The organism is Gordonia desulfuricans NBRC 100010 (genome assembly GCF_001485495.1).
In the GTDB taxonomy this organism is placed as follows: domain Bacteria; phylum Actinomycetota; class Actinomycetes; order Mycobacteriales; family Mycobacteriaceae; genus Gordonia; species Gordonia desulfuricans.
Genome location: NZ_BCNF01000115.1, coordinates 16,340 through 28,620 on the forward strand (window position 1 = coordinate 16,340; position 12,281 = coordinate 28,620).

General features: G+C 68.0%; 13 protein-coding genes. 6 read left to right on the top strand and 7 right to left on the bottom strand.

Annotated elements, in window-relative coordinates:
- Position 1: 1 nt before the first annotated feature.
- Positions 2-607, bottom strand: a complete 606-nt coding sequence (locus tag GD1_RS17900; protein ID WP_059038625.1) for a TetR/AcrR family transcriptional regulator — start codon at positions 605-607, stop codon at positions 2-4.
- 182 nt (positions 608-789) lie between these two features.
- On the opposite strand from GD1_RS17900, the gene GD1_RS17905 reads away from it, so the two are divergent.
- The 3 genes from GD1_RS17905 to GD1_RS17915 all read left to right on the top strand — a co-directional run bounded on the left by GD1_RS17905 (position 790) and on the right by GD1_RS17915 (position 3,049).
- Positions 790-1,941, top strand: a complete 1,152-nt coding sequence (locus GD1_RS17905) for an acyl-CoA dehydrogenase family protein (protein ID WP_020791170.1) — start codon at positions 790-792, stop codon at positions 1,939-1,941.
- A gap of 78 nt (positions 1,942-2,019) precedes the next feature.
- The gene (locus tag GD1_RS17910) at positions 2,020-2,337 is read left to right on the top strand and encodes a putative quinol monooxygenase (RefSeq protein WP_059038626.1); all 318 of its coding nucleotides are present in this window, start codon (positions 2,020-2,022) and stop codon (positions 2,335-2,337) included.
- Between the two features lie 4 nt (positions 2,338-2,341).
- Positions 2,342-3,049 carry a nitroreductase gene (locus GD1_RS17915; RefSeq protein ID WP_059038627.1) on the top strand — a complete coding sequence of 236 codons (708 nt, stop codon included), beginning with the start codon at positions 2,342-2,344 and terminating at the stop codon, positions 3,047-3,049.
- 16 nt (positions 3,050-3,065) lie between these two features.
- On the opposite strand, the gene GD1_RS17920 is transcribed toward GD1_RS17915, so the two are convergent.
- From GD1_RS17920 to GD1_RS17935, 4 genes are read right to left on the bottom strand one after another with little or no spacing between them, the layout of a single operon-like run.
- Positions 3,066-4,220, bottom strand: coding sequence for a CoA transferase (locus GD1_RS17920; protein WP_059038628.1), 1,155 nt, complete (start codon positions 4,218-4,220; stop codon positions 3,066-3,068).
- Positions 4,221-4,222: 2 nt separating this feature from the next.
- The gene (locus GD1_RS17925) at positions 4,223-5,449 is read right to left on the bottom strand and encodes an acetyl-CoA C-acetyltransferase (protein ID WP_202927116.1); all 1,227 of its coding nucleotides are present in this window, start codon (positions 5,447-5,449) and stop codon (positions 4,223-4,225) included.
- Between the two features lie 19 nt (positions 5,450-5,468).
- Entirely contained in the window at positions 5,469-6,215 is a 747-nt protein-coding gene (gene fabG / locus GD1_RS17930) for a 3-oxoacyl-ACP reductase FabG (RefSeq protein WP_059038629.1), read from the bottom strand.
- 44 nt (positions 6,216-6,259) lie between these two features.
- Positions 6,260-7,438 carry an acyl-CoA dehydrogenase family protein gene (locus GD1_RS17935; protein ID WP_059038630.1) on the bottom strand — a complete coding sequence of 393 codons (1,179 nt, stop codon included), beginning with the start codon at positions 7,436-7,438 and terminating at the stop codon, positions 6,260-6,262.
- A gap of 133 nt (positions 7,439-7,571) precedes the next feature.
- Here GD1_RS17935 and GD1_RS17940 point away from each other — a divergent pair, with 133 nt between their 5' ends.
- Complete coding sequence (locus tag GD1_RS17940) at positions 7,572-8,249, top strand: GntR family transcriptional regulator (protein WP_053778157.1); 678 nt, start codon at positions 7,572-7,574, stop codon at positions 8,247-8,249.
- Between the two features lie 31 nt (positions 8,250-8,280).
- On the opposite strand, the gene GD1_RS17945 is transcribed toward GD1_RS17940, so the two are convergent.
- Positions 8,281-9,090, bottom strand: coding sequence for an SDR family NAD(P)-dependent oxidoreductase (locus GD1_RS17945; RefSeq protein WP_059038631.1), 810 nt, complete (start codon positions 9,088-9,090; stop codon positions 8,281-8,283).
- A gap of 23 nt (positions 9,091-9,113) precedes the next feature.
- Entirely contained in the window at positions 9,114-10,649 is a 1,536-nt protein-coding gene (locus tag GD1_RS17950; RefSeq protein ID WP_059038632.1) for an MFS transporter, read from the bottom strand.
- Positions 10,650-10,760: 111 nt separating this feature from the next.
- On the opposite strand from GD1_RS17950, the gene GD1_RS17955 reads away from it, so the two are divergent.
- Positions 10,761-11,303, top strand: a complete 543-nt coding sequence (locus GD1_RS17955; protein ID WP_244882868.1) for a MarR family winged helix-turn-helix transcriptional regulator — start codon at positions 10,761-10,763, stop codon at positions 11,301-11,303.
- Between the two features lie 56 nt (positions 11,304-11,359).
- Complete coding sequence (locus tag GD1_RS17960; RefSeq protein ID WP_059038633.1) at positions 11,360-12,223, top strand: SDR family oxidoreductase; 864 nt, start codon at positions 11,360-11,362, stop codon at positions 12,221-12,223.
- Positions 12,224-12,281: the final 58 nt, after the last annotated feature.

Genomic DNA, 12,281 nt, shown 5'->3' on the forward strand with positions numbered 1-12,281 from the left:
CTCAGTTCTCGGGAGTCGACGGGCCCGAACCCGGGGCGGCATCGTCGTCGAGCCGGCCGATCGCCAACGCGAGGAAGGTGCGCATGCCGAAGTCCAGGGCATCGAAGGAACGCAGGGTCCCGCTCTCGTAGCCGACGAGCAGGTACATCGAGACGGTGGCGAACCGTTCGGCATCGGTGTCGTCGCCCATCGCCTCGCGGTAGGTCTCGGCGATGAAGTCGCGTCGCTCGCGGTCGACCTCTTCCTGGTGGGCATGGACCTCGGGATCCTGGGCGGCCCAGATACGGATCGCCGACTCGGAGTCGTGCGGCAGCGACAGGCCGACCCGGATGAGCTCGGTGAGCCGTTCGCGAGGATCGGTGACCTTGCGGGCCTCGGCGATCGGACGACGGCTCTTCTCCTCGCGCCAGTAGGCGACCAGGGCCGAGGTGAACTCGGCCCAGTTGTCGAAGGCGTGATAGAAACTGCCGGTCGTCGCCTCGGCGCGGGTGCAGACCGCGGCGAGTTTGAGGGCGCCGTAGCCGTCCTCGGCCAGAACGGTCAGTCCGGCCTCGAGGAATCGCACACGCGCGTAGCGTGACGGTGTCGATCTCCTCTCGCGGGCCATATCCGAAGATCCTAGTTCATCATCTGTGCTGGTCGGTCGATCGAGTGACAGGGTGCGATCGGATGGATGTTGATCTGGGTCACATCAACGTGTTACAAGTTAGCGAGCGATAAGTAGGCCTGCCACCCGCGAATTTCGGTCGGCGTGTGGGCCGCCCCGACATCGAACGGATCTGAGCAACGATGAAGCGTACGGTCTTCGAGCCCGAACACGAGCAGCTGCGCGAGAGCGCCCGCGAGTTCCTCGCCCGCGAATGCGCACCCAACGTCGAGAAGTGGGATGCCGCGGGCCAGGTCGACCGGGAGGCCTACAAGAAGGCCGGTGATGCGGGACTGCTCGGCTTCAACATTCCCGAGGAGTTCGGCGGCGGTGGCGTGGAGGACGACTTCCGCTTCAACGCCGTCGTCGTCGAGGAGTTCGCCCGCTTCGGCGGTGCCGCGCCCGGCCTGAGTCTGCAGAACGACGTGCTCGTGCCCTACTTCCTGCACCTGGCCAACGAGGAGCAGCGGGCCCGCTGGATGCCGGGGATGGCCACCGGTGAGACCATCCTCGCCGTCGCCATGACCGAGCCCGGCGCGGGCAGCGACCTGGCCGGCATCAAGACCTCGGCCCGCCTCGACGGCGACCACTACATCCTCAACGGCTCCAAGACCTTCATCTCGTCCGGGATCAACTCCGACCTGGTCGTCGTGGTGTGCCGGACCGATCCCGATCCCGCCGCCGGGCACAAGGCCTTCTCGCTGCTCGTCGTCGAGCGCGGGATGGAGGGCTTCGAGCGTGGCCGCAAACTCGACAAGATGGGCCTCAAGGCGCAGGACACCGCCGAACTGCACTTCACCGATGTCCGGGTGCCCAAGGAGAACCTGCTCGGCGTGGAGGGCCGCGGCTTCTACCACCTGATGCAGAACCTGCCGTCGGAGCGACTGTCGATCGCCATCGGCGCCACCGCCGGTGCGCGTGCGGTCTTCGAGGAGACCGTGCAGTACACCAAGGACCGCAAGGCCTTCGGCCGTCCGATCGGCACCTTCCAGGCCAATCGGTTCACGCTGGCCGAGATGTCCACCGAACTCGACATCGCCGAGCAGTACATCGATCGCTGCCTGCGCGCCGTGGTCGACGGTGAGCTCACCGCCGTCGATGCGGCCAAGGCCAAGTGGTGGTGCACCGAGCTGGGCAAGAAGGTCATCGACCAGTGCGTGCAGCTGCACGGCGGCTACGGCTACATGAACGAGTACCGCGTCGCCCGCGCCTACACCGACGTGCGAATCCAGACCATCTTCGGCGGTACCACCGAGATCATGAAGGACCTCATCGGCCGGGACATGGGCCTCTGACGATCCCTTCCGCTGCCGGACGCACGCGGAGTAGCGTTGCAGCGCAGTTCCATTCAACTACCGAAGGTGAAGGTACCGATGTCCGCAGTGATCGTGGTCGCCACCCTGTCCCCGCAACCCGGCAAGGAGCAGGCCGTCAAGGACGCCATCCTGGCCGCCATCGACAAGGTGCACGGCGAGCCCGGGTGTGACCTGTACGCATTGCACCAGGCCGCCGACGGCACCGACTTCGTGATGATCGAGAAGTGGGAGTCCGCCGACGCGCTCAAGGTGCACGGTGGTGCGCCGGCGCTGGCGGAACTCGGTGCGGCGATCGCCGATTCGCTGGCCGGACCGCTGGACGTCAAGACCTTCACCGCGATCCCCGCCGGCGACGCGGGAAAGGGTGCGCTGTAACGCCATGACGGACTCTCTCATCGAACCCGTGGCTGGGGAGCGGGCCGAGGTACTCGATCAGTTGCTCGCGCAGCGGTGGAGCTGCCGGTCGTACCGGCCCGATCCGGTGCCCCGCGAGGTCGTCGAACAGTTGCTGACGATGGCACAGCGGACGGCGTCCTGGTGCAACACCCAGCCCTGGCAGACCATCGTGCTGTCGGGGGCGGCCACCGACCGGTTCCGGGAGGCGCTGAGCGCCCACGTCGCCACTGGGGCAGAAGGGGCCTTCGACTTCGAGGCGCCCGGTCAGTACCAGGGTGTGTATCGGGATCGTCGCCGCGAAAGCGGCTGGCAGCTCTACGATGCCGTCGGGATCGAGAAGGGGGACCGTGCGGCGTCGACCGCGCAGATGCTGCAGAATTTCCGGTTCTTCGATGCACCGCACGTCGCGATCGTCACCACCGACGCGCAGCACGCGACCTACGGTGCCGTCGACGGCGGGCTCTACGTCTCGACGTTCCTGCTCGCGGCGCAGAGCCTGGGGCTCGGCACCGTCCCGCAGGCCGCGGTGGCCGGGTACAGCCCGTTCGTGCGGGAGTACCTGGGTATCGGTGAGGACCGGAAGATCCTGGTGACCATCCCGTTCGGGTACCCCGATGCCGAGCATCCGATCAACGGCTACCGCACCGATCGTGCGGATCTGTCGGAGGTGGCCACCTTCATCGACGAGTGAAGGCGGCCAACCGCATTCACGGGGCCGGCGTATCCGCACCCAGCTGCGGCGCCGGTCCCGTCGCGTAGTACTCGCCGTCGAAGGTGGCAGGCAGCGCCGCGGCCAGGTAGGTGCCGATCCCGGGCTGATCCAGCTCGGCGAACAGCGGATTGGCGGTCAGTGTGCCCGCGGCCACCACCTCGTCGAAGCTGCGGTAGCGTTCCGACAGCACCGACGACGCCGCCAGTGCCTGCGTGACCTCGTCGGTGGAGTGATCGGCGAACCACTTGCCGAACAGGGCATTGAGTACCGCGCGATGTGTGTAGCGGTCGGCGTCGCGGGCGAAGTCCGCGTCGAGCGCCTGCTGCAGTGACTCGATCACCGACTCGGTCCCGGTGAGCCGCACGAGATCCCGGAAGTGTCGGGGGGTGAGCGCGACCAGCATGAACCGGTCGCCGTCGGCGGTGACGACGTCGGTGCCGTAGGTGCCGTACACGTCGTTGCCGGTGGCCGGCCGGCTCTGTGCGTTGACCTGCGGTTCGGTGAGATATCCGAGGGTGCCGGCCACCGCGAGCGCGGTGTCCTCCAGCGGCAGCCGGATCCGGGTGCCGCTGCCGGTCTCGTCGCGTCGTCGGACGGCGGCGGTGACCGCCAGCGCCGCATACAGTCCGCACACCACATCCCAGGCGGGCAACACGTGGTTGACCGGACCGTCGTGGCTGAGCGGGCCGGTGATCAGCGGGAACCCCAGGCCGGCGTTGACGGTGTAGTCGACGGCGGGCGAGCCGTCGGAGCCGCCGAGCAGTTCCAGGGTGATCACGTCGGACCGGAGTGCGGCGAGGGTGTCGTGCGACATCCATTCTCGACCACCGGAATTGGTGACCAGGATGCCGCCGCCGGGACCGGATTCGGTGACCAGTCGTTGCACCAGCGACTGTCCCTCAGGGGAGCGGAGGTCGGCGGTGACCGACTTCTTGCCCCGGTTCAGCCCGGTCCAGTAGATCGACGTGGTCCCGTCGTCGGTGAGGGGTAGCCGGTTGATGTCGGCGGCCCCGCCGACCGGGTCGACGCGGATCACCTCCGCCCCGAGCTGGGCCAGGGTCAGCCCACACAGGGGGGAGGCGACGAAGCTCGATACCTCCACCACTCGAATCCCGGTGAGGGGACGGCGATTGTCGGTTTCTGCTGTCATGGTCACACTGCCTCCACGAGTGCGGCGAGCCCTTGCCCGCTGCCGATACACATGGTCACCACGCCGGTTCCGCCACCACGACGGTGCAGTTCGTGCAGCAGCGTGGTGGTCATCCGGACGCCGGTGGCGCCGATCGGATGTCCCAGCGAGATACCCGAACCGTTGATGTTCAGCCGGTCCTGGTCGTTCCAGCCCCATCCGTCGAGGACCGCGAGGACCTGGACGGCGAAGGCCTCGTTCAGCTCGACCAGATCGACCGAGTCGAGTAGTGCTGCGGCCGAATCGAATCCGTGCCGCGCGGCGAGCTTCTGCACCGCCGGGACCGGGCCGATCCCCATCCGGGACGGCTCACATCCGGCCGACGTCCAGCCGGTGAAGAAGCCGATCGGCTCGAGGCCCAGGTCGTCGAGGGCGTCCTCGGCGACGATCAGGCACGCGGCGGCGGCGTCGTTCTGCTGGCTGGCGTTGCCCGCGGTGACGACGCCGTCGGGCATCAGTGCCCGTAGCCGTGCCAGGGATTGCGGGGTGGAGTCCGGGCGTACACCCTCGTCCCGGCCGAAGACGATCGGATCGGACTTACGTTGGGGGACGGTGATCTCGACGATCTCGTCGTCGAACTTCCCGGCATCCCATGCGGCGGCGGCGCGTCGATGGCTACGGGCGGCGTAGGCGTCGGCGGCGTCCCGGGAGATGCCGTGGTCGCGGGCCAGGTTCTCCGCGGTCTCGATCGTCCCGGAGATCTCGCCGAACCGCCAGACCGGCTGGGAGCGTTCACGTCCGCGATCGAGGCGGTCGTACATGGTGACGTTTCCCGAGCGGGACCCCCACCGTTGGGTGGTCGAGTAGTACTCGATCCGGCTCATCGATTCCACGCCGCCGGCGATCACGGCGTCGGCGGCACCGGTCTGCACCATCATCGCCGCGGTCGCCAGCGACTGCAGTCCGCCGCCGCAGCGACGGTCGAGTTGCATGCCGCCCACCGAGATCGGCAGGCCGGCGTGCAGTGCGAGCCAGCGTCCCACACACGGGACCTCGGAATTGGCGTAGGACTGGGCGAAGACGACGTCGTCGATCCGCTCGGGGTCGATCCCGGAGCGGGTGACGGTGGCCTTGACCACGGCCGCACCCAGGTCCTCGACCGGGACATCACGCAGTGCGCCGCCATAGGTGCCGACGGCGGTGCGGTTGGGGGCGACGATCGCGGCGCGTCGCAGGGTGGGGGTGCTCATCGGGGGTTCTCCGGCCGGCTCACATGAACCGTCCGCCGGTGACCTCCATGACCGTGCCGGTCATGTAGGACGACAGCGAGGAGGCGAGAAACAGTGCGACGCCTGCGACTTCGTCGACCTCGCCGGCGCGCTTCATCGGGATCTCGGCCATCTTCTGATCCCAGGCCTTCTGCGGCATGGCCTCGGTCATCGCCGAGCGGATCAGTCCGGGCTGGATGGCGTTGATCCGCACACCGTGGTGGGCCATCTCCTTGGCCGCGGCCTTGGTCATGCCGACGATGCCCGCCTTGGCCGCGGAATAGTTGGTCTGGCCGACCATGCCGACCTTGCCGGACAGCGACGAGAGGTTGACGATCGCACCGGACTTGCGTTCACGCATGATGGCCGCGGCCTTGCGGGTCCCGTTCCAGGTGCCCTTCAGGTGGACGTTGATCACCTGGTCGAACTGCTCCTCGGTCATCGTTCGCATGGTGGCATCGCGGGTGATGCCGGCGTTGTTGACCATCACGTCGACCGGTCCGAACGCGGAATCGGCTGCGGCGAGCAGTGCATCGACGTCGTCGCTGCTGGTGACGTCACAGCGCACACCGATCGCCACCTCGGTGCCGCCGAGTTCGGCGGCGGCCTTCGCCGCGGCGTCACCGTCGATGTCGCCGACGACCACACGCGCCCCCTCGGCGACGAAGAGCTTTGCGATGGCGAAGCCGATTCCCTGTGCGGCGCCGGTGATCACGGCGGTCTGCTGGTTCAGAAGCGGTCCGGGCATGGGAGATGTCCTGTCTCGTGGAGGTCGTCGTCGGAAAGCGTGGGTTACTTCGAGGCGGCGCGGATCAGGTTGCCGCCGATGATGAGTCGCTGGATCTCGCTGGTGCCCTCGTACAGGCGGAGCAGGCGGACGTCGCGGTAGATCCGTTCCACCGGGACCTCCCGCATGTACCCGGTGCCGCCGTGGATCTGGACCGCGAGATCGGCCACCTTGCCGACCATCTCGGTGCAGAACAGCTTGGCCACCGACGGTGCGGTACGCCGGTCCTCGCCGGAGACGTACTTGGCCGCGGCATCGCGGACCAGCGCGCGGCCGGCCATCACGCCGGTCTGCTGGTCGGCGAGCATCGCCTGGACCAGTTGGAAAGAGCCGATGGGCTTTCCGCCCTGGGTGGCGTGTGCGGCGTAGGCGACCGACTCGTCGAGGGCACGTTGCGCCTGACCGACGGCGAGTGCGGCGATGTGCACCCGGCCGCGGGCCAGTGAGGTCATCGCGGCACGGTAGCCGGCATCCTCGTCGCCTCCGACGAGCGCGGCGGCGGGCACCCGCACGCCGTCGAAACCCACATCGGAGGTCCATGCGCCCTCCTGACCCATCTTGCGGTCCTTGACCCCGACGGTGACGCCTTCGGTGCGGGCGGGCACGAGGAAGACCGCGATCCCGGTGCCGGAGTCGTCGGCCGGACGTGTGCGTGCGAAGACGATGAAGAGGTCGGCGAGCGGGGCGTTGGTGATGAATCGCTTCTGGCCGTCGATCACCCAGTCGTCGCCGTCGCGGACGGCGGTGGTGTGCAGCCCGGCCGGATTGGAACCGGCCCCGGGTTCGGTGAGTGCGAAGGAGGCGACGACATCGCCGGAGGCGATGCGCTCCAACCATTCCCGCTTCTGTTCGTCTGTGCCGAAGTTCACCAGGACCTGGCCTGCGATGCCGTTGTTGGTGCCGAACATCGAGCGCAGCGAGAGGCTGGTGTAGCCGAATTCCATGGCCAGCTCGACGTCCTGGGTGAGGTCGAGGCCGAGGCCGCCCCATTCCTGCGGGATGGCGTAGCCGAACAGCCCCATCTCGGCGGCCTGGGTGTGGATGTCGTCGGGGATGGCATCGGTCTGCATGATCTCGAGTTCACGGGGCACGACGGAGGTGCGGATGAAGTCGTGGACCACGGAGCGGATCTGCGCGAAGTCCTCGGCGTCGACGGCCGGTGACTTCTCCTGGGGCGATGCCATGGCTCGAAATTATCAAATCAGCCGGGATATGAACAGTGAGGAGCAGATATATGCAGGTTGCGGTGTTCCCGGCCTGCACCTGATTATCAGATTCTGGTAGCGTCGCTGCTGATCAGATGTCGAGGAGGGGCCGGTGACCAACACCCGGGAGCATCCGGTGGGGGATACGTCCGCGTCGGCGGTGCTCAAGCAGGGTGCCGCGCAGGAGATCCGTCGGGCCATCTTCTCCGGCGAGTTGAGACCGGGCACGAAGATCGATCAGGATGCGATCGCCGAGCGGCTCGGGATGAGCAAGCTCCCGGTGCGGGAGGCGCTGATCGCGCTGAGCGGCGAGGGCATCGTCGAGACCATCCCGCGGCGTGGTGCATTCGTCGCCGACCTGTCGCCCGAGGACATCCGCGACCACTACTGGATGCTGGGGGTGATCTCCGGGCTGGCCGCCGAGCGGGCCGCGGCCAACCTCACCGAGGCCGAGCTCGACGAGTTGCGCGAGGTGGCCTCACGGATGGAGTCGAGTGCAGATCTGTTCGAGATCGACCGGCTGAACTTCGATTTTCACCGGATCATCAACAAGGGCACCCGGTCCCGGCGTCTGATCGCCGAGCTGAAGCTGCTCAGCGGGGCCATCCCGGAGGGGTTCTTCGATGCCCATCCCGAATCGGTCGCGTCGTCGTTGCGTGATCATCAGGAGATCGTCGACGCCCTCGCGAGCCGTTCGCCGGGGATGGCGCGGACGCTGATCGAAGGGCACTTCCTCCGCGGCGGTCATCGTGCCGTCGCGCTGCTGCGTGAGCGCGGGTTCTGGGGGTAGCGCGACCCGCCGTCGCGTGCGGGTCGTCGGATCACTTCTTGCGGTAGAGGAACGTCCCGACCTGGAGATAGGCGGCGCGCTCGGCGAGGCGTGAGCTGACGCGGCGCAGACCGTTGAACACGTGGGCGTCCTTGCCGATGACGACGCGCATCCGCCCCTCGAGGGTGGCGTCGATCATCTTGGTGGCGGCCTTCTCCGGCTTCATCGCGAACACCTCGGCCACCTTCTCGGGTGTACCCAGGTGGTTGGCGCTCGTGCGGACGATGTCGGTCCAGATGGTGCCCGGCAGCACGGTGGTGACGGTGACCTTGGACGATCCCCGGAGATCTTGTGCCAGACCGTATCCGAAGACGGCGAGGGCGGCCTTCGAGGCGCCGTAGACGGCTGCGCCCGGAAACGGGACGATGGCCGACAGGCTCGAGGTGTTCATGATGACCGCGCCGTCGGGCCGGTCCTCGAGATGGGGGAGGAAGGCGCGGGTCATGGCAACCGTGCCGAAGAAGTTGACCTTCATGATCGTGTCGAGCCGGGCGTCGGTGATCCCGGCTGCGGTCTCGAAGTCCTGCGCGATCCCCGCGATGTTGAACAGACCGTCGACGCGGCCGTGCTCGGCGATCACCGTTTCCGGGAAGGCCGCCACGGCCGCGTCGTCGGAGATGTCCAGGAGGTGGCTGCTGAAGCGCTCCGGCCGGCCGATCAGCCGGGCGGTCTCCTCGAGACCGCCGGCGTCGAGGTCGGCGCCGGCCACGGTACCGCCGCGGGCGACGAGCTCACTCGCCACCCGACGGCCGATACCGTTTCCGGCACCGGTGACCACGAAGATGTTCCCCTCGACCTGCACCAGCGCTCCTTGTCGGCCGTCCGTCAGCGTGTTGCGGGGGCGGCTGCGTCGTCGGCGGCTGCCTCGTCGGTGATGACGACGCCTTCCGGGATCGGCTGCGGTCCCCGCTTGGGGATCATAAGCGTGATGGCCACGCCCACGAACGCCGCGATGGCACCCACCAGGAAGCAGAGCCGGAACGAGGTCATCGACGGCAGCGACTGCCCGCCCAGTTCGATGGTCGCGGTGGTCAGCAGGACGGCCATCACGGCCGACGACACGGTGGTGCCGACCGAACGCATGAGGCCGTTGAGACCCACGGCGGAGCCCGCCTCGGTGATCGGGACCGCACCCATGATCAGCGTCGGCATGGCGGCGTAGCCGATACCGACACCCGACGCCATGATGATCGACGCGAGCATCAGCTGCCACGGCGAATTCATCAGGAACAGGGCGATCAGGTAGCCGACGCCCAGCACGGTGGCACCGATGGCCAGGGTGAGCTTGGCGCCGATCTTGTTCATCAGGGTGCTCGAGACGGGGGCGAAGACCAGCATCATCAGGCCACCGGGCGCCATCCACAGGCCGGCGGCGAGCATCGTCTGGCCCAGGCCGACGCCAGTCGACTCCGGCATCTCCAGCAGCATCGGGATGACCACCGACTGGGCCATCATGCCGAAGCCGATCGCGACGGCGGCGATGTTGGTCAGGAGCACCGCCGGGCGGGCGGTGGTCCGCAGGTCGACCAGCGGCTCCGGGGTCTTGAGCTGGTGGAGGCCCCACAGGAGCAGCACCACCACACCGCCGACGATCATGCCGATCGTGGTGCCCGAACCCCAGCCCCAGTCGTTGCCCTTCGAGACGCCGATGAGTGCGGCGCACAGGCCGATCGCGAGACCGATCGCACCGACGACGTCGAGGCGGCCACCGGTGGCATCGGCGACATGCGGGACGAGGAAGACGACGGCGGCGATGATGACGAGCGACAGTGCTGCCGCGGTCCAGAACAGGCCGTGCCAGTTCCAGGTCTGCGCGATCCACGCCGACAACGGCAGGCCGATCGCACCGCCGACGCCGAGGGTGGCGCTCATCGCGGCGATCGCCATGGTGGTGATCTTGGGCGGGGTGACCTCACGCATCAGGCTGATGCCGACGGGGATGAAGCCCATGGCCAGACCCTGGATCGCGCGGCCGGTGACCATCGGGATCAGCGACGAGCTGAGCGCACACACCAACGAACCCACGAGCAGCAGGATGGAGCTGCCGACCAGCACTCGTTGCTTGCCGAACATGTCGCCGAGGCGACCGGCGATGGGCATGGCGACGGCGGCGGCGAGCAGGGTCGCGGTGATCACCCAGGACGCATTCGAGCGCGAGGTGCCGAGCAGCTCGGGCAGCTCGGGCTGGATCGGGATGATCAGCGTCTGCATGAGGGCGGCCACCAGGCCGCCCAGACACAGTGCGACGACGGTGGCGATGGCACCGCTGCCGGACGACGATTCGGCGTGCGGCGTGGATTCGGTATCGAGTTGCTTCCCGGCCGCGCCTTCGGCGGCCGTGGATGGCTCGTTCGGGGACATAAGCACCTCCTTGGACTTATGCAGGGTACATATGTACGGTACATATGCAAACTCGTGGCATGATTCACGAGAAGAATCGGACATTTTCTGTCTGGGCCGAGAGGATGTGCGGTGAGTGCTGACGCGGTGAGTTCCGGCACGGCGAGTTCCGGCGCGGGGAGTGACGACGACCACGCCCCGTGGCCGTCGCCGCTGATCCGAGACCTCGTCGACGAGCTGCGCCGGTTCAACCGCCGCAAGACCGAGTTCTATGCCGAGTCCGTGCTCGAGGCCTCGGCGTTCGCGATCATGCTGGTCCTCTCCGACGGTCGGGCTCGCACCCTGCGTGAACTCACCGAGGAACTCGGCCTCGAACAGTCGACGGTCAATCGACAGGTCAACAACGCGATCAAACACGGCTACCTCGAACGCTTCGAGGTGGCGGGATCGCTGAGCCGCTTCGTCCGCCCCACCGACACCGGCCGCGAGGCCTTCCACCACGACGGAATGCTGCGCGCGGCCCGCATCGAGGCGACCTTCGCCGACCTCGCCCCCGGAACGCCCGAGGGTCTGTTGCGTGAACTCCGGGCGTTCAATCAGGCATATGACCGGCGAGTACTCCGCGAGACAGGCAAGGATGTGGAGGCGACCGGCGAGCACCGCCGGTACGGCTGAATCGTCACCGCCGGCACGGCTGGGCGCCACTGCGGCGCGGGGAGGGGTACATCTCGGTGGGAACCTATGTGGTGACCGGATCGGCGTCGGGGATGGGGAAGTCCGTCGCCGACGCGCTGCGCGAGCAGGGACACACGGTGATCGGTGTCGACCGCGACGGCGGCGAGGTCACCGCCGACCTGTCGACCGCATCCGGCCGGCGGGCCGCGATCACCGAGATCCTCGACCTTCTCGACGGTCGTATCGACGGCGCGGTGCTGGCCGCCGGCCTCGGCCCCGCGCGGGGACGCGAACGCACGATCATCGAGGTGAACCTGCTCGGCGTGGTGGAGGTGCTGGAGGCGCTCCGGCCGCTGCTGGCCGCCACAGACAAGGCCAAAGTGGTTGTCTTCGGCTCGAATTCGACAACGGCCACGCCGTTCGTGCCACCGCGCCTGATCCGGCGGCTGCTGCGCGGCGACCTCGACGCCGCCACCGCGATGATCCGGCGCCGCGGACCGCGGCTCTCCGGACCGATCGCGTACGCGTCGTCGAAGATCGCGGTCACCCGCTGGAGCCGCATGGTGGGGACGAGCGCCGACTGGGCGGGTGCCGGAATCCGGGTCAACGTGATCGCCCCGGGGCCGGTGATGACGCCCCTGCTGCGGACGCAGCTGGACGGTGCGAACTCCGCGAACGTCCGCTCCTTCCCGATCCCGATCCGCGAGTACGGAACCTCCGAGCAACTGGCGTCATGGGTGATGCAGATGCTCTCACCCGCAGCCGATTTCATGTCCGGGACGGTGATCACCGTCGACGGCGGCACCGAGGCACTGCTGCGTGGCGCCGACTGGCCGCGACCGGTCCCGCTGCACCGCGTACCGGCTGTGCTGTGGCGGATGTATCGGGCGCCCAAGAAAGGCCAGGTCGCACGGTACTGAACCGGCATCGGCCGGGTTGTCGAGGTGGCCACCTCTGGGGTGGTTGGGGCTCGGTCCC